Origin of the sequence: Gracilimonas sp. (assembly GCF_014762685.1) — a bacterium.
Taxonomy (GTDB): Bacteria; Bacteroidota; Rhodothermia; order Balneolales; family Balneolaceae; genus Gracilimonas.
On record NZ_JABURM010000008.1, the window covers coordinates 192,937 to 215,534 of the forward strand.

At 43.3% G+C, this 22,598-nt stretch carries 16 protein-coding genes; 4 read left to right on the top strand and 12 right to left on the bottom strand.

Going from position 1 to position 22,598, the window contains the following annotated elements; translation table 11 throughout:
• Positions 1-143 precede the first annotated feature (143 nt).
• The 11 genes from HUJ22_RS14550 to HUJ22_RS14600 form a co-directional block, all read right to left on the bottom strand.
• Positions 144-2,609, bottom strand: a complete 2,466-nt coding sequence (locus HUJ22_RS14550) for a zinc-dependent metalloprotease (RefSeq protein WP_290878420.1) — start codon at positions 2,607-2,609, stop codon at positions 144-146.
• A gap of 271 nt (positions 2,610-2,880) precedes the next feature.
• Positions 2,881-4,257: a RagB/SusD family nutrient uptake outer membrane protein gene (locus tag HUJ22_RS14555; protein ID WP_290878421.1), complete on the bottom strand. Its 1,377-nt coding sequence runs from the start codon at positions 4,255-4,257 to the stop codon at positions 2,881-2,883.
• A 45-nt stretch (positions 4,258-4,302) separates the two neighbouring features.
• The gene (locus HUJ22_RS14560; protein ID WP_290878422.1) at positions 4,303-7,365 is read right to left on the bottom strand and encodes a TonB-dependent receptor; all 3,063 of its coding nucleotides are present in this window, start codon (positions 7,363-7,365) and stop codon (positions 4,303-4,305) included.
• A 175-nt stretch (positions 7,366-7,540) separates the two neighbouring features.
• Complete coding sequence (locus HUJ22_RS14565) at positions 7,541-8,416, bottom strand: alpha/beta hydrolase (RefSeq protein WP_290878423.1); 876 nt, start codon at positions 8,414-8,416, stop codon at positions 7,541-7,543.
• A 12-nt stretch (positions 8,417-8,428) separates the two neighbouring features.
• Positions 8,429-9,262: a pseudouridine synthase gene (locus tag HUJ22_RS14570; RefSeq protein ID WP_290878424.1), complete on the bottom strand. Its 834-nt coding sequence runs from the start codon at positions 9,260-9,262 to the stop codon at positions 8,429-8,431.
• Entirely contained in the window at positions 9,259-10,023 is a 765-nt protein-coding gene (scpB, locus tag HUJ22_RS14575) for an SMC-Scp complex subunit ScpB (RefSeq protein ID WP_290878425.1), read from the bottom strand. Before scpB ends, HUJ22_RS14570 begins: the two co-directional genes overlap by 4 nt.
• A 127-nt stretch (positions 10,024-10,150) precedes the next feature.
• Entirely contained in the window at positions 10,151-11,113 is a 963-nt protein-coding gene (locus tag HUJ22_RS14580) for a succinylglutamate desuccinylase/aspartoacylase family protein (RefSeq protein WP_290878426.1), read from the bottom strand.
• Between the two features lie 91 nt (positions 11,114-11,204).
• A complete protein-coding gene (locus tag HUJ22_RS14585) occupies positions 11,205-13,142 on the bottom strand; it encodes a CBS domain-containing protein (protein ID WP_290878427.1) in 1,938 nt (645 codons plus the stop codon).
• Positions 13,143-13,227: 85 nt separating this feature from the next.
• Positions 13,228-15,663, bottom strand: coding sequence for a primosomal protein N' (gene priA, locus HUJ22_RS14590; protein WP_290878428.1), 2,436 nt, complete (start codon positions 15,661-15,663; stop codon positions 13,228-13,230).
• 278 nt (positions 15,664-15,941) lie between these two features.
• A complete protein-coding gene (locus tag HUJ22_RS14595) occupies positions 15,942-16,310 on the bottom strand; it encodes a four helix bundle protein (RefSeq protein WP_290878429.1) in 369 nt (122 codons plus the stop codon).
• 61 nt (positions 16,311-16,371) lie between these two features.
• Positions 16,372-17,913, bottom strand: a complete 1,542-nt coding sequence (locus tag HUJ22_RS14600; protein ID WP_290878430.1) for a YifB family Mg chelatase-like AAA ATPase — start codon at positions 17,911-17,913, stop codon at positions 16,372-16,374.
• Between the two features lie 92 nt (positions 17,914-18,005).
• On the opposite strand from HUJ22_RS14600, the gene HUJ22_RS14605 reads away from it, so the two are divergent.
• A complete protein-coding gene (locus HUJ22_RS14605) occupies positions 18,006-18,431 on the top strand; it encodes a DUF4342 domain-containing protein (RefSeq protein WP_290878431.1) in 426 nt (141 codons plus the stop codon).
• A 69-nt stretch (positions 18,432-18,500) separates the two neighbouring features.
• Here the strand turns inward: HUJ22_RS14605 and trxB are convergent, their stop codons facing one another.
• On the bottom strand, positions 18,501-19,478 hold the full coding sequence (gene trxB / locus HUJ22_RS14610; RefSeq protein WP_290878432.1) for a thioredoxin-disulfide reductase: 978 nt from the start codon (positions 19,476-19,478) through the stop codon (positions 18,501-18,503).
• 219 nt (positions 19,479-19,697) lie between these two features.
• Between trxB and HUJ22_RS14615 the strand changes: the two genes are divergently transcribed.
• The 3 genes from HUJ22_RS14615 (at position 19,698) to HUJ22_RS14625 (ending at position 22,595) form a co-directional block, all read left to right on the top strand.
• Positions 19,698-20,819: a Re/Si-specific NAD(P)(+) transhydrogenase subunit alpha gene (locus HUJ22_RS14615; protein WP_290878433.1), complete on the top strand. Its 1,122-nt coding sequence runs from the start codon at positions 19,698-19,700 to the stop codon at positions 20,817-20,819.
• A 61-nt stretch (positions 20,820-20,880) separates the two neighbouring features.
• Positions 20,881-21,180 (top strand): NAD(P) transhydrogenase subunit alpha, encoded by a 300-nt coding sequence (locus tag HUJ22_RS14620; RefSeq protein WP_366871106.1) that lies wholly within the window; start codon positions 20,881-20,883, stop codon positions 21,178-21,180.
• Positions 21,177-22,595 (top strand): NAD(P)(+) transhydrogenase (Re/Si-specific) subunit beta, encoded by a 1,419-nt coding sequence (locus HUJ22_RS14625; protein WP_290878435.1) that lies wholly within the window; start codon positions 21,177-21,179, stop codon positions 22,593-22,595. Before HUJ22_RS14620 ends, HUJ22_RS14625 begins: the two co-directional genes overlap by 4 nt.
• Positions 22,596-22,598: the final 3 nt, after the last annotated feature.

The window sequence follows — 22,598 nt, forward strand, 5'->3', positions numbered from 1 at the left end:
ATCTGAGTTTATTAATTTTAATGTGCACTACAATACTAATTGAATCTTCTGAAAACAATTTTGAGATTGTTAAATTTTTTCATAAAAAAACCCCCGCACATAAAATTATGTACGGGGGTTTTGAAGAGCTAATTTATTTAGCTTTAGTCGTCGCCATCAAGAATATCTTCAATTCTGTATTGGGCATCTTCTAAATGTGTTCTTGTCGCGCGGTCGAAGCCTCCGCTTCCAAGTGCACGATCAATATCACGATTTAAAATATTAAGCTGATTTCTTACAATCGGATGAATATCGGATTGATTCACATTCACAGACGGGCCAAACCATCCGCCGCCTACTTCATCGGCCGACATCAGTTCTTCCATCTCGTCAATATAGGCGCGTTGCAGGTTTCTGCGATATACATCTATATTTTCGTTTGCACGCACTTCACTGAAAATACCATTACGTACATCATCCATCATTTCGAATGCGGTATAGGTTTCTTCATCAGATCTTTTTTCATACTCAATTAATCTGGCTATGCGTTGTGCACTTGTCAGTCTTGAGAGTACACTGGCTTGAGCACCTCTGAAGTTTTCAATAACCGAAGCTTCATTTATACGATCAAGAATTTCATCATTGATCGCCCATGTAGGAGAACTAAAAGCATGTGTCTGAAGGAACTTCATAGCGCGTTGTTGCCTTTCCTTTTCAACCGGAGTGTAAACAACGCCTTCCTGTTCAAATGTTTTTTCATCCTCATAAACTCCACCAACATTATTTAGCACGTGTCCCATATACCTGTTCCACTGTCCGATAATATTGCTATAGAGCTCACTCAATTCAGTAAAGTCTTCGCCTTCTTCTTCAATCCAATCAATGAGATTCTCAGTGATAATCTGGAGGTTAGCTATACCAAGTTCGCTGGCTCTCATAGCATCGTTGGTAAGATCTTCAGTTTGTACACGAGGATCACTTCCACCGCTTCCATAGAAATATCGCGGATCATCGGCGCGTTCCCTGGTCCATACATTTAGAGTAGCTTCGATTTCTTCATCACTCATATCATCAGGAAACCAAGTATATCCCCATTTAGCAGCCCACTTATCGTAAGTGCCAACTGCAGGATAGAAATTGGTAACCCCATCACCGGGTTGGGCAACGTAGTTAAAACGGGCGTAATCCATAATTGATGGAGCAGTTCCGTGTTCACTTGTAAAGCCAGGTGACCTCAGGTCATCTACTGAATAAGCAAAACTCGATCCCATATTATGAGGGAATCCAAGCGTATGCCCAACTTCGTGAGCTGATACAAACCGAATCAATTCACCCATAATATCATCATCAAACTCTACTCCACGAGCATCTGGGTTTGCAGCCGAAGTTTGAATAAAGAACCAGTTACGAAGCAAGTTCATAACATTGTGATACCAACCGATATCACTTTCCAAGATCTGACCTGTGCGTGGATCATGAACGTGAGGTCCATATGCGTTTTGTACCGGAGATGCAAAATAACGAATTACGGAATAACGTACATCTTCCGGGCTGAATTCAGGATCTTCTTCTTTTGTAGGAGGAAGTTTTCCTACGATTGCATTTTTAAATCCGGCTTCTTCAAAAGCCACTTGCCAGTCATTTACACCTTGAATAAGGTATTCTCTCCATTTTTTTGGAGTTGCAGGATCTACATAATAAACAATTGGGTTTTCCGGCTCCACTAACTCATCACTTTCACCTTCCAGCCATGCTTTGTAAGCTTCTTTGTCTTTCGGGATTAACTTCCATCTTGTAATGTGACGAATTTGTCTGGCTTTTTGAGCTTCGTCAGTATATTCGGTCTTGGTCACACTGAAAAATCCAACTCTATCATCATGAGAACGCGGCCTCATTTCCTCTTCAGGCAGTACGATCATACTGTGATTAACTTCCATTGAAATAGTTCCCGTAGAAGAATTAGATGGCGGCTGACCGGCATCATAAGTAAGCACATTACGGGCTTCTATATTCTTAGGGTAACTGTTAACGTGCTCAATAAAAGTACGGTCACTATCTAAGCGCCGAACTTGATAGGCTTTTCTCCGGCTGCTTTGCAAACCGAGTGATGGTATATCTGAAGTAAATAAACTGGTGATCTCAACCACAGACCCTGTTGAATCTTCGTTAAGCGCTTCGATATCAAAAGATGATATAATCGGCTCAAAGTTTGAGTTTTTAACGGCCTCAAAAATCGGTTCTTCCTCGGAAGCTACATTTTCAAAAGAAACATGTCGAAGTAAAATCTTGTCATCCTTCTTTTCCCAGCGAATGACCTGAGTGTTTAATTTTTCACCGCCGTAACCTATATTATCAGCTGTTTTAGTCACACGGGTTACAAGAAGCATCTCTTTTCCTAAATGCTCATCAGGGATTTCATAGTAATACTTGTCATCAACTTTATGGACATTGAATAGACCTTCGTCCGATTCAGCATCCTCAGTTATAACATCGCTGAACTTCTTCATCTTATCATCACCGCCGGCTGTTTTGGTACTTCGTGATGGACGTTCAGACTCCGATACCGTTTCTGAAGATTTGCAACCCGAAATAACAAAGGCAAAGCTCAGAAATAGTACAGAGAATTTCATAAAAGTAAATTTTCCGTAATTCATATTTCATATAAGTTTAATTATTAAAAAAACAGGCTCGTAAAGTGAGCTTAGTAAATAAGCTAATCAAGTCTTTAATCAAAATTACTTTGTAAAAACTTATTTTTACAACATCCTTCTACTGAAGAAATAAAAATATGCGGAACCAGCGAAAATCTTTCATCATAATTAGTCTGTATTAATTTTTAAAAACATAAAAAAAGCACCGGAAATCCGATGCTTTTAAAATTTACGGTTCTAAACCAACAATTTAGCAGGCGGGTCCCTGATAACTTGCGTTCTGGCATAGACTTGGGTTCGCGTCAATCTCACGGCGCGGGATCGGCAGCACTAACTTAGGATCATCGTAATTACGAGTTCCAACAGTGCCTTGTGTTCTCTTGATGTCATGAAGTAACTGCCCTTCAAACATAAGCTCCAGCTTACGTTCTAAAAGAATATCATCCAGATTGAATTCAGTTGGTAATACGTAAAGAGGCAGGTTAACCCGATCCCTAATTTCATTCAAGTCATCGATCGGGTCTGCACCAACATAAGGGGTTCCTTCACGATAGTTAGCTTCTGCACGGGTCAGGTACATCTCAGCGAGCCTGATTTGCTGCACGTTGCCATTAACACCGTCATTCCACTTACCTGATCGAAGTACTCCATCACTCGGATCATTATAGAAAAGATCGAGTCTGTCATCACCGGCCTCGTACTCATCAATATGTGCCTGATTGATGTCTATATCACCACGGCTATCTGCGCTATAGAAAGTAAACATACTGTTTACTCCATCCTGTGCACTAACCTGCATAGAGAATATATCTTCTGAAGAATTCTCAACATTGTTGAATGCATCAGCATAAGTTCCCGTCAGGGAATAATTCTGGGATGAGATTACACGGTCAGCTTCCAACCTTGCATTGTCGTAATCTTCCATTTGAAGATACACTCTCGATAGAACAGCACTTGCTACCATCGAGTTTGCATAGTATGAGCGCTCTGGATTAACATCAGGAAGTAGATCTTTAGCATCAGTGAGATCACTTATTACCTGATCATAAACTTCACCTACAGTAGAGCGAGCAATATTGCTTGACTCATCAATACTTCTTGTCGGCGTCAGTACCAACGGCACACCTGCCTGATCATTAGGTCCACCCGTTACGTACTGAGGTGCGTATAAACGAACTAGATCAAAGTAGATCATTCCTCTGATGAACTTGGCTTCACCTTCTACACGATCTCTTTCAGAACCTTCCAGCAAGTCAAGTCCATCCAATGCACTATTCGCAATGTTTATTGCATCATAGGCATCAATCCAGGTACTGGCTACATTACCATTATCATACTCCTGTTCTTTAAGTCTAATTTGTCGGGGACTAAAAAAGGTACCAGAAAAATCAAACTCATCATTAGCTGCCAGAAAATCCGGTATCATAAGGAACCAGCCACCATAAAGGTCTCCGCCTCCTATTGCGTCATATGCACCAATCAATACAGACTTCACATTTTCCGCATTTGTAAGTGCCTCTTCGGCATCAATGGATTGCTTCGGAGTCGTATCAAGCAAACCGTCACACGCTGAAAACAGAAATGAACTCAAGAAAAGTGCTCCTGCTATTAGTTTTAGTTTTTTCATAATCTTATATAGTTTTTTTAAAAAATTTATCTGAATGAATCTGTTTTAGAAACCAATGTTTATACCAAAGGAAATGGTTCTGGCCTGCGGTGCAGAATAGAAATCATTACCAATGTTCAGGTTATTAGACAGATCATAAAGGTCAGTGTTAACCTCTGGATCCCAACCTTCATAATCAGTAAAGGTCAGCAAATTTAATCCGGTCATGTATATTCTGACATCTCTCAACTGCAATTTGGAAAGCAGGTCTTGAGGCAGGGTATATCCCAGTGTCACGGATTTGAGTCTCAGGTATGAACCGTCAGAAATATATCTGGAAGATGGGTTACTACCATTTGAACCAAATAACCTTGCTTCAGGCACATCAGTTACATCCCCTGGTTCTTGCCAGCGATTAAGCTGATCTTTGGTTTGATTATCAAAGAAATCACCATTAGCTGACTGATAACGACCACCACCGTTGTAGATATCATTACCGGAAACAAACTGCAGTAAAACACCCAGATCAAAGTTTTTGTAATTGAAGTTATTCGTTAGCCCACCTACAAAATCAGGATTCGGATTACCTATCACAACATCATTGGCAGCTGAATAATCGTTGGTAGTTCCTGCATCGTAATCTTTACCATCTGCACTATGTACGTAATACAAGGCATCACCATTGTCAGGATCAACACCGGCATATTCTTTTCCGAACATAACAGCAATTGGTTCGCCTTCAATGGCACGGTTAAGAAATCCGCCTTCAATAACCTGACCATCTAAGTCAGTGACTTTATTCTCATTGTATGCAATATTAAAGCTGGAACTCCAACTGAAAACACCAACTGTATTTTGCGTATTGATCACAAACTCAAAACCTTTGTTTTCGAGCTCACCTACGTTTCTAAGTTGACTGGTATAACCTGTAGTTGCAGGTACGTTTACATTCAACAAAAGATCATCTGTTTTCTTAACGTAGTAATCGATCTCACCACCAATCCTGTCATCGAAGAAAGCAAAATCAAGACCAAAGTTGTACTGTGCAGTACGTTCCCACTTTAGATCCGGGTTAGGAGTCTGCGAAGGCACCAATCCAGAACTTCCGCCATATCCGGTTCCGCCATAAAGTCCGCGGGATGGAAAATTACCTACGTTAGAGTTACCTGTAAGACCGTAACTTGCTCTCAGTTTAAGGAAGCTAAGGGCGTCCAAATCGCTCAAAAAATTCTCTTCAGACATGATCCATCCGGCAGAAACTGCTGGAAAGAAACCATATCTGGAGTTTTCACCAAAACGGGAGGAGCCATCTACACGAGCACTACCTGATAACAGGTAACGGTCACTGAATTTATAATTCGCACGAGCAAAATAAGACAAATATTTATATTCCGTCTCAGTCGTGTTACCACCTGTTATTTCAGCTGCACTGGCTAGCTTTCTAAAACTATCAGTTGGGAAATTTGTACCCGATACAAACGTTTGATATCGATCAGAGCTCTCAAAAGTCACACCAGCCACAGTGGTAAGCTGATGATTATCGTTAAACTGCTGATTCCAAGTCAGGTAGTTATTTAAGGTGTAATTCACCAAGTTTACCCATCGGGAATCACCGTAACCATTGGTGTTTTCCCCAACATTAGTATTGCTGTCTGCAAAATAATCCTCATTTTGAAAAAGCAGATCCAAACCGGCTTCACTTCTGAAAGCAAGATTACTCATGATCTCGTAATTTGCATAGAGATTGCCAATGTTTCTGAATACGGTCTGATTATTATTTACACCCTGAACATGTCTCAGGAAGTTGTAGTACAAGGTATTTTCGTTAGGAACATCACTGAAGCCAGTCAAATTACCATTCTCAAATTGAGGAGTGTACACTGGTGACATCGGAGGTTGTGCAATTGCCTGCAGGGGAGTTGAAAAGGCATTATCGTTAGAAACACGGATATTTTCAGTTCTGGAAAGACCAAGGTTCATTCCAACTTCAAATTTGTCGGAAGCAGTATGATCCAGATTTAACCTGGTATTTATTCGGTTAAACTCATTTCCACGGATGATACCAATCTGATCACTGAAGCCACCGGATACAAAGAAACGGGTTTTCTCCGTACCGCCGCTTATTTGAACACCAAAATCTGTATTGCTGGCATCTTGAAAAGATTCATCCTGCCAGTCTACATCTATCTCCCGATTTTGCCAATCAGTACCTTGAGCAAAGTAATCAAACCAGTTATTTTCCAAATAAGCACCAGAAAGATCTCCAAAAGGCGACCGTTCAGCTGCTTCTGTAAATAACTCGATATATTCATCGGTGTTCAAAAATTCTACCCGGTTTGTTTCTGTACTGTATCCTCGTTCGTACGAAACATTTATTTGGGTATCTCCTGCCTGGCCTGATTTTGTAGTGATCAAAATCACCCCATTTGCTCCGCGTGAACCATAAATAGCGGCAGCAGATGCATCTTTAAGGATATCTACAGATTCAATGTCATCAATATTAAGATCCGCAAGAGGGTTTGTGTCAGCAGTTTGGGACTGACTTTCTGAAATCACCGGAATGCCATCAATCACATAAAGGGGTTGACTGCTTGCAGATACGGATGAGGTACCACGTACCCGAATATTAATACCCTGTCCTAGTTTTCCATTACTTTTCTGAATAAATACACCGGAAGTTTTACCCTGAAGTGCTGATTCAAAACTGTTTACCGGCACCTCTGCAAGTTCCTTGCTTTTAACACTTGCAATGTTTCCGGTCATGTCTTCCCGCACAATCGACCCAAAACCAACTACTACTACTTCATCAAGAAGTTGAGTATCTGTTGCAAGTTCTATATCAATTGTTCGCCGACCGTTAACAGCGACTTCCTGACGAACAAACCCTACACCTGAAAAAACAAGTGTACCGGTCTCAAATTCTTCGCTTGTTAGTTCTAATTCATATTCACCGTCCAGATTAGTGGCAGTACCTTTGTTGGTACCTTTAACCAAAACTGTAATACTGGGTAATGGTTCATTGTCTTCAGCAGAAACTACTACACCTGAAACTGTTTGTGCCTGTAGCGTCCCAACTGATACAAATAACAGCAACATAAAACAACTGCTGAGTTGGAGGAGCTTTTTCATAACTATTGATTTGTTAGGGTTAATATAAGTACCGCTACAATACTCTAATTTTTCATTAAATAAAACCTAAAATCTTATCCAAATGAGTCTGAGCGCTTCTTTTTAAGTCTTTTACAAACAAGCAAAACTGATCGTATGACCAGCTTTCTTTAATGAGTATGTGGATGAGGTATTGTTATCTCAAATGTTCTACAAACCAACCCTCTGTCCAATCCAATACTTCTGAGAAAGGCTTGGGGAAGTCCTGATCTTCGAATGGGTGTCCCGCACCATATGTATGCGTACCGTTGGCCACTAACCGAAGTTCTTTATCACGGGCTTCACATGCAATGTGCAGTTTTTCCGAATCGGTATAGGGAACGGATTCATCATCTCTGCCGTGAATAAACAAAGTGGGTATGCGGAGTTCTTTCACCCGCTCTATTGCTATCACCCGGTCTGCATTATCTATCGAATCTTCATATACAACTTTTCCGACTTTCATTTTCTGGCCGGTACGGCTGTTTTCGATTTCGGTATATCCCTGTTTTTCCCAATCTTTTTTCATCTCCTCGGTCCAGCGCTCCCGGTAATCAGCTACTGCCGACCATGTCACCAAACATTGAACCGGGTCATATTCAACCGCTGCCGATATTGCAGTATGCCCCCCACGGGAATGGCCAAGCAACCCAATAGTATCTGTATTTAAGCTGGAATGTTTGTCCGTGACCTCTCCTTTTTGAAGTGCATCAATCACTGTTCCAATATCATCGAGGTCTTGGGAAAAAGTCTCGCGCTCAAATAAATCCATCTCGGTGAATTCGGTTTTATTTTCCCCAATACCATTTAAAGAAAAATTCATGGCAACTACTCCATATCCGGCTCGTGCCATTTCCTCACACACGTCCGGAAATGGGCCCCAATCTTTAAATCCTTTAAATCCATGCAGAAAAATAATCACCGGAAAACTTAATCCGTTTCTTGAAATAGGTGAATATAAATCATAGCGGATGGGTAACCCTTCAGTCGATTTTACCTGTCCGGATGATATTGAAATGCTGCTAACTTCCATGAAATAATTATTTTATTTACTCTTATTAAAATCCAAGGTGTCCAGTTTAACCAATTTTCGCATCGCATTAATTTCATTTTGCCGCAAAAATCTCCAGCGGCCCATAGGAACATCTTTAAGAGTGAGCCCGGCGTATTCAATCCGCTTGAGCTTGGTGACTACCGTTCCATGAAATTCAACCATCCGACGGATTAACCTATTGCGCCCTTCGAAAACGGACATTTCAAAAGTTGTGGGGTCATCTACAAACTGAGTGATATTGTAACCTTTGGCGATCCCATCCTCCAGCTCCACTCCTTCAAGGAATTGTTCCAGCTGAGCTTCCGTCAGCGGTTTTTCGGTTCCAACTTGGTAGGTTTTCCGAACGCTGTAACTGGGGTGCATTAAACGATGTGCCAAATCCCCGTCATTGGTTAAAATCAATAACCCGGTTGTATTCCGGTCCAACCTTCCGACAGGATAAACCCTGTAACCGGTGGCATCCTCGATCTGATCCATCACGGTGGTGCGATCTTTTTCATCATCCGTGGTTGTAATCACATCTTTTGATTTGTGAAGCAGCAGGTACACAAATGGTTCCAGGCTCAGGTTTTGCCCGTCAACTACCACGGTATCTTTTCGGCGGACTTTCGTCCCAAGCTCTGTGGTAACCTGACCATTCACTTGCACTTTCCCGGCTGAGATATACGTATCTGCCTCCCTGCGTGAGCAAAAGCCTGCGTGTGCTATAAATTTGTTAAGCCGTATTTCTTCCGTCTGCGAATAATTCTGGTCTACCTTGGCAGCCTTCTTATCATCCGCCTTATTTTTCGGCCTTCTCTTTCCTTTATTTTTATTATTGCTCATTCTTCCTCATCCGTAGTTTGGTCTTCTCCATTTTGTTCGGCGGGATTTTTTGATTTAGCCTGTTCCTCATTATTAGACATCGGGGCGTCCTCTTGTTCCCCGGTTTCATTTTCGTCCTGACCCTCTGCTTCCATTTCATCCATCATCAGCTGACGCTCCATCAATAACTGCCGGTGCTCCGCCATGTCATCATCTTTGAGGATCTCGTCAATCTCACGCGGTTTCGGCAATTCATCTACCGAATTGATTCCGAAATGGGTTAAAAAATGCTTAGTGGTTCTGTACAGCAGCGGTTTCCCGGGACTATCAGCGCGCCCTGAAACTTCAATAAGTGCCTTTTCCATCAGTTGGCGCAGAATATAGCCGGAGTCCACGCCGCGAATTTGATCTACTTCCGGCTTGGTAATGGGCTGGCGGTAGGCTACAATAGCCAGCGATTCAATAGCCGACTGAGACAATTTCCGGTATGCGTTCTCATGCTGAAAAACACTCAGCCAGTAATGGTATTTCGTTTCGGTCACAAACGTATATCCCCCACCCAATAACTGAATGCGGAAACTGAGGCCGTTTTCATCATAGCGCTCGTTCAGCTTGTCCACAAAATCCTGAACCGTATCTTCCGTGATCTCAATTTGTTCTTCATTCTCCACAATAATCTCGCGGATCTTGGACCCCGGAATCGGTTCGTCGCTGGCGAAAATCAGTGCTTCAATCACCGAAGAAAGCCGCGTGCCGTCAATAAATTCGTAATCGTTTTTCATCTTTAAATCACAAAGTTCACAAAAATTTTACCAAAATATATAGTTTATAAACATACGGAAACTGTAGCCCACCCAACAAGAACTAATTCCGGATTAAAAAATTAGTATTCAAGGTTTTGTGGTACAGTTATTCACACTCCTGTACAATAAAAAATCCGTCCTCGCCCTGCTGCTGGTAGAGCGGCATCAGGATATAGCCGGTTCGCTGTGCCAAAATTTTCCCGTGGCGGTCGTTGGCCAGCCAGTCTCCTTTTTGAACGCGGTCAAAGTTTTTAAAGCCGGGGCGCATTTCAAAGCGGTCGTCCGGTTCAATGATGTGCTTGTATAGAAATTCAACTTTGTGCGGCAGATCGTCTGTTTGAGCCTTCAAATAATCATAGTATCGGGCAAAGTCGTCAATTTCTGAGGCGGAAATGCAGCCTGCGGCTACCAGCATGCACATAAGCCCAGCGGTGGCATTATCTTCGGCAAACTCCGTGAAATGCTGCCCCGTTTCAAATGCAAAACCGATATTGCCGGTATTCTGTATATACTTGAGTGCCGTTCCGTGCAATGCTTTTTCAATTCCAAAAATGAGGGGGACCCGAAGCTGAGCCAACAGCTCAATATTACGCTCATCCCGCGTGCTGATTACAAACAACCCGCTTTCAGCCGAAAAACTGTGTAAATCTACAAATATAACCGGGTGTTTGGGTTTTTCCTCCAGGATAAACGGATCGATAATTTCGAGCAGTTTCTTGGTTTCTCTCCGTTCAGCCGTCATAACCTCATCAATTGAAGTGCGCCGGATTTTATCCAAGATAGAAGTAAACCATATGCGGTTCATGTCTTCGTCAATATATCTTTTGCGCTCCCGGAGGGCCTCAATGTTCCCAATCAACCCCAAAAAGCGGCCATGAAATACTGATCTTTTGGATTCCAGCTTTTCCAAAATATGCCGGATAGCCTCAATGCCGGTAGGTTCATTCCCATGAATCCCTGACAATGCGATAACTATTGGGCCCGAGCTTGTGCCTTTCAAATCCCCAATCAGGCGGTCTGAGTATTCAATGTTTTCTGTTTGTGATATTTCCTTTTTTGTCTCCTGCAAAATATTCAATTTTAAAAGTGATAAAGTGACGAGTGATAAAGTATTACTTAGCAAATAACTTCGTAATGCTTACTTCATCACTTTTATAACTTCATTCTTCCTTATTCTTTTTCTCGTTATCTAATACCTGAAGCAGGCGGCGGGTGATGTTCATAAAATTATCTTCGGTAATCACCCCGACCAGCCGGCTGTTTTTCACTACGGGCAGGCAGCCTATTTTTTGATCCTGCATAATCTCCATCGCCTCCATAATGGATGCTTCCGGATGAATGGTAACCGGGTTTTGCTCCATAATATCATCCACAGTTTGAGTAATGGACGCTTCTTCATCTTCGTTCACTACTTTCGTGTATTCACGCAGCACTTTACGCATGGTGATGAGTCCCATCAAGTGCTTTTGGTCATCTTCAACCGGGATATATCGAATCCTTCGCCAGTCGAGCAGGTTGGCTACAAATTCCAGAATATCATCTTTCCTGACGGTGAACAAATCAGTAGTCATAAATTCTTCTACCATCAGCTTTGACGGCTTCCAGTGATCCATGTCTTCGATCTTAGCAAGCCCCCACTTATGCGCCGGTTCTCCTTTTTTCTGATTTTTGATCATCGCGTTGGTAATAGCCGATAGCGTTTGTTCGCGATTACCTTCCTTAATAAGGTTTCCATACGACTTCACCACCCAATACGATCCGGTCTGAGCCGTATTTACCCGCTCTTCAATTACACTTAAATACGTATCGATATCCGAAGCATTAATATCTGCCTTTTTCAACCCGTTGCGGGCAATGGGGATGAGTTCTTCTTTGATTAAATCTACAGCAGTTATTTTACGGTCATTGGTCCAGTTAAATTTTGTATCCAGCCCCAGTTTAGCAGCTGCAAAGAAATTCATGCGGGCATCGTCAAAATCCATTTCTTTGGTGATGTCGTCATATTCATCTTCAAATCCATTGAGCAAACCTAACCAAAAAGCAGCGTTGGCTACTTCATCCACTACCGTAGGCCCGGAGGGAAAGACGCGGTTTTCAATACGTAAATGAGGTTTTCCATTAGAAATCCCATAACAAGGGCGATTCCACCGGTACACCGTAGAATTGTGGACTTGCAAAGCCATCAAATCAGGAGCCCTTCCCTCTTTCATCTTTTCTTCTACCTTTTCCTCTGCATTAGAGCTGAGCATCACGCGGTAGCGGGAAATATCTTCTTTATAAATATCAAGGATACTGCCTTCCAACCATCCGTTACCAAAGGTTACGCGCGGACTCGAATCCCGCAGGTGTTCACCCACCTGTCGCGTATCCACTGATTGATGAAAAAGTGCAATCCGGGTTTCCGCCCAAAGCCGTTTCCCGAATAAAACCGGAGAATTCACCGCACATGCTAAAACAGGGGCCGTAACAGCCTGTGCAATATTGTACCGGCTCGTAAATTCATCCGGCCTCACCTGCTGATGAACCTGGAAACCGGTATTACAAGCCTCGAGCAGGGGCGAATCAAATTTCATAAGCAACTCATCCATTCCCTGGATTCGAAGCTCATATTCCTTTCCCCGCAATTTGTTGATGGCCTCGCATAAAGCTTCATACCGTTGAAGCGGGGTGAGGTTTTCTATATCCACATCCATTTTTCGGATAGTAGGTAAAATTCCGGTCAACAAAATGTCCCCGCCCATCTCCCGCACAGTTTTCCGCACATTCTCTACTCCACTATGCAGGTTATGCTCCATCTCCGAAAGACAATTACCGCTGAACTCCAATGGAGTCATATTGATTTCAAGGTTAAACCGGGCAAATTCAGTCGTATAATTTCCCTCGCCGAGCGCATCCAGCACTTCCATGGATTTTGGAAGTACCTTTCCATGACTGTCTACCAAACACAATTCCTGTTCAGCTCCAATCCGCATAGTGTCAGTCTCAAACCAATCTTCATCCAGCATTGTTTTGAGTGCCCGCATATCGCGAAGCACGTGCTTCATGAAGGTTTGAACCTGTTCATTATCGTCTGCTAGCTTAACACGCTCTTCTCCCATAATCAGTTCCGTTTATATAGGGTACAAATCAGCTCTTAAGTACCAACTTTGCTTGGCCTTTTGCAAGTTTTTTACGCTGTACCTTTTATTGTATTGCGTCCACATTAACATTTACCCGCACAGATGAAAATTTTCCTTTGATATCCTGCTCATAAACTTTCATCACTCTAACAAGCAATAATTCAATATAATTTGCTCCCTTTTCCGGATCTATTTTTAAGGTAAGCTCCCAAATGAACTTTTTATTCATCCAGGGGATAGCTCCCGGCGAAGGCCCTAAAACAGGAGCCTCCGGTACGACTCGTTCTATTGAAGTTTTCAGGGCGTGAGCCGCCATATTCACTTCATGGTCTTTGGAAGACTTTAACTCAAATCGTATCAACCGGGAGTAAGGCGGATAGTAAAGCGGCTTTCGGAATTCCATTTCCTGCCGGGCAAACCCCCGGTGATTGTGTTCTTTCGCGTATTGAATGGCCGGATTCTCAGGCTGTCGTGTTTGCAGGAAAACGGTGCCCGGCTTGTCGCCCCGGCCCGATCGCCCCGAAACCTGGCTCAACAGCTGATACATTCGCTCGGTGGCCTGAAAAGACGGGAAAGCAAGTTCGGTATCCGCATTAATCACCCCAACTACGGTCACATTCGGGAAATCCAGTCCCTTGGCAACCAACTGTGTCCCGATCAGGATATCTGCATCGCCATCTCCAAATGAGTTTAGAATACGCTCATGAGCGCCTTTCCGGGAAGTGGAATCCCGGTCAAACCGTATGATATTGGCTTCCGGAAATAACTCCTCCAGTTGCTCTTCTATATTCTGGGTTCCCGATCCCTGAATTTTCAGGTTGGGGGAACCGCATTGTTCACAGTGCGTGTCTTTCCGCCTGGAATAACCTGAATAATGATCCATCAGCAAATTCTTGCGCTTGTGATAGGTAAGGCTCACGGAGCACTCAGGACTTTGTGGGATATGGCCGCAATCTTCGCACTGTAAATAACTGGCATATCCGCGGCGATTGTAGAGCAGGATGATTTGTTCCTTTTTCTTCAGGGCTTCTTCCATAGCCATAAAAAGCGGGACAGCCAGTTCACCTCTCATCGCTCCCTTGTACTGTTTCAGATCCAAAATTTTCACCTCAGGGAGAACGGCTTCGGCATGGCGCTTTTTTAACTCCAGTAAATCACACTTGCCTTTGGCAGCCATGTTCAGTGCCTGCATGCTGGGAGTCGCCGACCCCATGATAATAACGGCATCATTCATCTTAGCCCGAACAATCGCTGTTTCCCTGGCATGATATCTCGGCGCCGGATCCATTTGTTTATAGGAGCTGTCATGTTCTTCATCCAGGATAATCAGCCCCAAATTTTGCACCGGTGCAAAAATGGCTGAGCGCGGCCCTATTGCTATACTCTTCTTCCCTGAATTCAGATCTTTCCAGGCACGCAGTCTCTCACGATTAGTCATTCGGCTGTGAAGTACTGCAATTTTATCTCCAAAAATTTTGTAGAACCGTGACACCGTTTGGGGGGTGAGAGCAATTTCAGGAACCAACACAATTCCGCCCTTGCCACTTTCAACCACTTGCTTAAGCGCATGAATGTAGACTTCCGTTTTTCCACTTCCTGTAATTCCAAATAACAAATAATTGGCAAATTCTTTTTGGGTCAGTGAATCGCTTATTTTCTGAAAAGCGTGCTGTTGATCCTCATTCAATGTTTTAATGGAACCCGGATCATATTGCAAATGCTCTATCTCTGTTTTCTTTTCCACTTCCCGGAACGTAATCCAGTTCTCATCCTGTAATTTTTTGAGGGTATAAGAAGTGAACACCGAATCCTCCGGAATTGCCGATTGGCGAATGGGCAGTTTTTCGGACAGCTCTTCTAACGCTGATGTCCATTTTAACTCTCTATTCGTTTCTTCACTTTCCAGGAACGCCTTGGCCGTTTTTTGATCTTTACCATCCGCCCAAATCCATTCCCGTTCAGTAGCAACCGTTACTTTGAGATCAGGCTCTTCCCAGATCTCAACAACCTTTTTTTTCAGTAATCCTGAAAATACTTTATTTAAACCTGTACCCTTCCACCGCTTTTTGGCTTCGTCCAAGGTAGATTTGTTTTCTTGCAGATCATGTATGATTTCCTGTTCATCTGAATTAAGCTTTTCCGGGTTAACAGACTCAGGGATCTTGAGGTACTTCCGGGAAACAAAATTGAGTCCGGCAGGCAATACAGCTTGTATCGTTTCCCCCCAACTGCTGTAATAGAACTTTGAAATCCACTCGGTCAGGTTAAGGAGTTCTTCGGATAAAATGGGCTCTTCATCCAGGATTTGTCGAACCGGCTTTGTTTTAAAGGAAGGCTTTTGCTGATGAATATATACAATCACCCCAATAGCATAATAGTTTCGAAAAGGAATCCATACACGTTGTCCGGGCTGAACCGATGCTTCGAGCGGACTGGGAACGTAATATGTAAACTGCTTTCGGACTGCGGCCGGCAAAGCTACATCAACAAAAGTGGACAAAATATATGCGTAATCTTGGATTAATATGCGAAGGAAAGCTTATCCAATTTCACGGCCTGAATCAACTGATTTATAGCACCAACAACAAATAAATCAAAATGATCAAAAACGGTAAACTGAAAATCATTCCACCTTTCCAATATGCTGTTCTTTTTTTCATAGCCGCCTCTTTTTTTACTTATATCTGACTATAATCTTATTAAAATCATTCACTAATAACACCGCATGAAGATGTGAAATAAACATCCAACATCGAGCAAGGAACATCGAAGGCAGAACTACTTCGCTTTTAAGTTCTTTCTTGCAGTTTTGATGCTGCTGACAAAAATTGAAATCAATTCGTCATTTTCTTTTAGAAGAGCTTTAAACTCAAAAGAATCCAATATTTTTGTTCGTTTAAGTATTTGAAGATTTACAAATGTCTCCCTTAGCTCCTTAAGTCCAATTTTTAGTTTGTGAATGAAATCCTTTCTCGATTCAGCACTTTGCGCTTCCGCATGATGAAATGCGGAAGATGTACCACTTTTAATAAGCTGTTTGGCAAAATGTACACCAACTACTGTTTTTGGTAATCTATTTACTATCTGAATTATCATAACAGAAAACAAAATTAACCTTTCCTGTAAATCATATTTCTTCCTATTCATAATTCATCTTTAATCGTTAAATGTTGAATGTTCCTTGTTCGATGTTGGATGTTCAATATTCCTAACCAAGCCATCCCTCACGATCAAGGCTCCGATACTGAATCGCTTCCGCAACATGATTGGATTTAATGGCTTCAGAATGATCCAGATCGGCTACGGTGCGGGCTACTTTCAGAATACGATCATAGGCTCTTGCGGAAAGCCCCAGAGAGGTGATCGCTTTTTTGAGGATTTTGGATCCGGCGTCATCCAGCTTACACACCTTGCGCACCATACGCGTACTCATCTGGGCATTGCTGTACACGCCTTTCATCCCCATAAAGCGTTTGGATTGTATTTCCCGGGCTTTGATAACCCGCTTCCTGATATCCGCTGATGACTCCCCTTTGGCTTTTCCGGAAAGTTCTTCATAACTCACTTTATGGACCTCAATATGCAAATCAATCCGGTCCAAAAGCGGGCCGCTTATTTTACTGAGGTATCGCTGCATTTGCATAGAAGTAGTCCCATTCATTTCCTGGGGGTTGTACCAATCACCTGATGGTGATGGATTCATCGAAGCAACCAGCATTACCCGGCTGGGGTAGGTTACGCTCATCCTTGCCCGCGAAATGGAAACAAACCCATCCTCCAGTGGCTGACGCATTACTTCCAATGCACTTCGCTTGAATTCCGGCAGCTCATCCAAAAACAACACCCCGTTGTGTGCCATAGATATTTCTCCCGGCATGGGAATGCTGCCGCCTCCCACCAATGCCACATCCGAGACGGTGTGATGTGGAGAACGAAACTGCCGTTTAGTGATCAGTGCCTTCCCCGATTCCAAAATTCCCGATACTGAATGGATTTTGGTGGTTTCCAGCGCTTCTTCTAAAGTCAGGGGTGGCAGAATAGTGGGAATCCGCCGGGCCATCATAGTTTTCCCGGAACCGGGCGGGCCGACCATAATCACATTATGCCCTCCGGCCGCCGCGATTTCCAGGGCACGTTTTACATTTTCCTGTCCGCGCACGTCGCTGAAATCCAGGGGTGTATGTTTTCCGTTTTGATTGAAATACTGTTGCACATTACTTCTCAGCGGTTCCATACTGCCGCGATTTTCCAGCCAGTCTTTTACCTGGTTTAAGTGTTCGAAGGGAAATACCTCCAATTCCTCTACCACAGCAGCCTCTCCTCCATTTTCTTTGGGTACTATCAAGTATTTGAATCCCTTTTTCGCGGCCTCAACGGCTACCGGAAGCACACCTTTTACCGGGCGAATCTTTCCATCTAAAGCCAGCTCCCCCAGCATCACGGTATCCTCTAATTTATCCGTGTGAAGCTGTCCCGACATATTCAGAATCCCAATAGCGATGGGCAGATCAAAGCCATTTCCTTCCTTGGGGAGATCAGCCGGAGCCAGGTTTGCCGTTATCCTTCCCAAAGGATAATAAGAACCGGTATTTCGAATAGCCGCTTCCACCCGGTCCCGCGACTCTTTAACAGCGCGGTCCGGTAAGCCTACCAAAAAGAATTTTACCAACCCGTTGGTGTGATGAGTCTCTACGTCAATAATTTTTGCATCTACCCCGACAGTAGATGCGCAATAAACTCTTGAAAGCATGTTTTGTACCTGAATCTTTTTTATTCTATTTACGTAGTTAGAGCGGTGGGAAAGCAATTCCTTACAAAAAAATTTCATAAATCTTACATATCATGAAAAAAGAAGAAGCTAAAGACAAGGCAAAAACCATCTATCAAGAGATTCAGGGTGGTGTTAATGAAGTAATCAAGCAGATCAGAAATTTGATTAAAGAAGGAAGCGCGCGGCGACTGATTATCAAGAACAAGGAAGGAGAAATTAAATTTCAGACCCAGTTAGCCTTTGGGGTAACCGGGGCAGCATTGGTTGGAGCCATGGCACCGGTAATTTCAGCCATCGGAATGTTTGCCATGTTCATAAATGATTACCAAATCATTGTAGAGCGTGAAGTCACAGACGAAGATGAGTATTCCGTAGATGCTGAGATCATTGATATTGAAGATGAAGATGAGGAGGAAGAACCGGAGACTAAATCAAAAAAAGAAAAGTCTGATTCTAAGGAAGAAGAGAAAACGGTAGGGAAGAAGAAAAAGAAGTGATTAAGTGATGAGTGATGAAGTGAGCGCTGTTCAAATTTTTGCCCACTTCATCACTTTATCACTCGTCAATCATTTCCAATGCGACTCGGCGATTGCTTTTTCATCAAGTGCTTCGCTTAAATAACGCTCGGCATCCAGGGCAGCCTTACAGCCGGTACCTGCCGCTGTTACCGCCTGCCGATATACGGCATCCATTGCATCACCGGATGCAAACAACCCGGGCTGGTCAGTTTCTGTTGACTGGCCTTTCGTTTTAATATAGCCCACATCATCCATTTCCACTACGCCTTTAAACAAATCTGTATTTGGCTTATGGCCGATGGCAATGAAAACACCGGTTACATCATCTAATGTTGTAACTTCACCGGTATTTCGATTTTTAACTTTCACCCCTTCTACCACCTGCTCGCCAAGAACTTCTGCGAGCTCACTGTCCCACATAAATTCGATTTTCTCATTATTGAATGCGCGGGTTTGCATTGCTTTGGAGGCACGGAGTTCATCTCGCCGGTGAATGACGGTTACCTTGCTTGCGAATTTGGTCAGGAAGGTAGCTTCTTCCATTGCGGTATCACCGCCACCCACCACTACTACATGCTGATCGCGGAAAAAAGCCCCGTCGCACGTTGCACAAGCGGAAACACCTTTACCACGTAATTTTTGCTCGCTTTCCAGATGCAGCCATTTTGCAGAAGCTCCTGTAGAAGCAATGATGGAGTGAGCGTATACCTCGGTTTTTTCATCAACGGTAATTTTGTAAGGCTGTTCACTAAAATCAATATCGGTTACATACCCATAGCGGCAATCTGCGCCAAAGCGTGTGGCTTGTTCACGGAAATCCTGCATCATTTTAGGCCCCATCACTCCTTCCGGGTATCCGGGGTAGTTTTCTACATCAGTAGTAGTCATAAGCTGACCCCCGGGCTCAGGCCCTTCAAATACAATAGGGCTCAAATCAGCTCTTGCTGCATACAAAGCAGCTGTTAATCCTGCAGGGCCACTCCCTACAATTACAACATTAAATGTTTTTCCGGCAATATCTTCCATAATAGTTTTTCCTTTGTTTATTCGACCCCAATAATAAGGTTTTATCAGACAAAATTACCTCTCTAATTCTCTATGTATTTGATAGAGTGAGCTTATTTCGAGTTCATAAATAATTCATATTCTTTATGTATTAAAGCACCCACTTAAATTTGTTGCCTATATTTGTGATATCCATTGATTTCATTATGTTGTTTTTAACGTTTTAATAAAGGATACAAAGTGATAGTTGGAGTTTTAAAAGAAACAGCGGAACATGAACGACGGGTTGCTCTTACCCCTGAAGTGGCCACACAGATCGTAAAACAAGAGCTGGAAGTTTGGGTTGAAGCAAATGCGGGATCCTCCTCTAATTTTCCCAATGGGGAATATGAAACAGCAGGAGCACAGATTGCAGCCAACCGGGATGAAATTATATCAAAATCTAACATCCTGCTAACCATCCATCCACCTTCTGAAGCAGAATTAACCAAGCTCAAAAAAAACAGCATCCTGATTTGTTTGCTGTGGGCACGTCAACATCCTAAATTAGTAGATACCTTGAAGAAACTGGGGATCTCTGCATTGGGAATGGATTTCATTCCACGAATTTCCCGGGCCCAAAATATGGATGTTCTATCATCCATGAGTTCCATTGCCGGATATAAATCTGCTTTGATCGCTGCCAATGAACTCGATAAATACCTGCCCATGATGATGACTGCCGCGGGCACCATACCGCCTTCCAAATCATTGGTATTGGGAGCCGGAGTTGCCGGATTGCAAGCTATTGCCACACTTAAAAGATTAGGCTCTGTTGTAGAAGCTTTTGATATCCGCCCGGAAGTAAAAGAACAGGTGGAAAGCCTTGGGGCTAAATTTGTGGAAGTACCGCTGGAAGAAGCAGTCACCCAAACCGAAGGTGGTTATGCTAAAGAACTGGACAAAAGCAGCCAGGATCGCCAACGTGAAGTTATTCATGAGCATGCCAAAAAATCGGATATCGTTATTACGACCGCCTTAATTCCCGGACGCCCAGCCCCTTTACTGATAACCAAAGAAATGGTGGCGGATATGTCACCCGGTTCGGTGATCGTAGATATTGCCTCAGAAAATGGCGGGAATTGCGAACTTACTGAACATGGAAAAACCGTTGAAAAGCACGGAGTAAAAATCGTAGGACCCAATAATTTACCCAGCCAGCTTTCACTGCATGCAAGTAAACTTTATTCCAAGAATATGTATGCTTTGTTAAATCTGTTAATCAAAGACGGCAAACCCAATTTTGATTTTGAAGACGAAATTTTACTGAACACCACCGTTACGCATCAAGGTGAAATTATAAGCCCAATGCTTAAAGAATAACGAACATCGAACATCCAACAAGGAACATCGAAGTTGGATGTTCGATGTTCTAAATAAAAATATTATGTCAGCCTTAATTTTTTCATTATTTATTTTTGTTCTGGCCTGTTTTATTGGCTTTGAACTTATTTCAAAAGTTCCTCCAACCTTGCATACGCCACTTATGAGTGGAGCTAATGCGATTTCAGGGATTACCATTGTGGGGGCCCTCATTGTAGCCGGTCATTCCGGGCTTGATTCCCAAATGAGTCAGATCATTGGATTCGTAGCCATTGTGTTTGCGACCATTAACGTGGTAGGCGGATTTATGGTCACCGACCGCATGCTGGAGATGTTCAAGAAAAAGGGGGATGAGCAATGAGTCAGTTTTTACCGGAAGCTATTCTGCCATTTGTACCTGACGCCATCCAAATCATTTACCTGATTGCCACCTTCTTTTTTATACGTGGGTTGAAGTTATTGAATTCCCCGGCTACTGCTCGAAAGGGTAATCAGTTGGCTGCCCTGGGAATGTTTATTGGAATTGTGGTTACGCTCTTTGACCAACAAATCATTTCTTTTGAGTGGATCATTGCCGGTATTTTGATTGGTGGTTTAATCGGAGCCGTACTTGCCAAAAAAGTAGCCATGACCGCCATGCCGGAACTGGTTGCCGTATTTAATGGATTTGGAGGCGGTGCCTCTGCTTTAGTTGCCTGGGGGGAATTTTCCCGGTTGGTGGATCCTACCACCATGTCGCCCGACAGTTTGGTTACCACCGGTTTGGGTATTTTTATCGGTTCCCTGACATTCACCGGAAGTTTTATTGCCTTTGGAAAGCTCAAGGGATTCATCTCCGGAAATGCCATCACTTTTCCAGGCCTGAATGTCATCAACATCGGTTCTATGATCGCCGTTTTGGGCCTGATCGGCTTCTTCACTTTTGATCCCACCAACCAAACTATTTTCTGGATTATACTTGGGCTTTCTCTGTTGATCGGGGTCACTTCCGTAATCCCTATTGGAGGAGCTGATATGCCGGTGGTTATTTCACTGCTTAATTCTTATTCCGGATTGGCGGCATCCATGGCCGGTTTTGTGATCGGCAACAATCTGCTCATTATTGCAGGTGCCTTGGTGGGTGCAGCCGGACTAATCCTTACTCAAATTATGTGTAAGGCTATGAACCGTTCGCTAGCCAACGTGATTTTTGGTGCTTTTGGCGGAGACTCCGGAGGTTCTGACAGTGGTGAAGACGGTGACAAAACAGTTCGGGAGACCTCTGCTGAAGACCTCGCTATTCAGGTAGCTTATGCCTCTAAAGTTGTGATCGCGCCGGGTTACGGATTGGCTGTAGCACAAGCTCAACATATTCTCAAAGAAGTTGCCATGAAACTCGAAGCACGTGGAGTGCAAGTTAAGTACGGTATTCACCCCGTAGCCGGACGCATGCCCGGTCACATGAACGTACTCCTAGCCGAAGCGGATGTTCCTTACGATCAACTCCTCGATATGGATCAAATCAACCAGGAATTCAAAACAACGGATGTGGTACTTATCATAGGAGCCAATGATGTGGTGAACCCGGTAGCTAAAACTGAGCCCGGAAGTCCCATTTACGGCATGCCGATTCTCAATGTGGATGAAGCTAAGCGCACAGTAATTTTCAAGCGAAGCCTGAGTCCAGGTTACGCAGGCATCGACAATCCACTGTTCTATGATGAAAAAAATCAGATGTTTTTCGGGGATGCCAAGAAGAGTCTGCAAGCACTCAACGAAGCCCTGAATGATGTTTAGGAT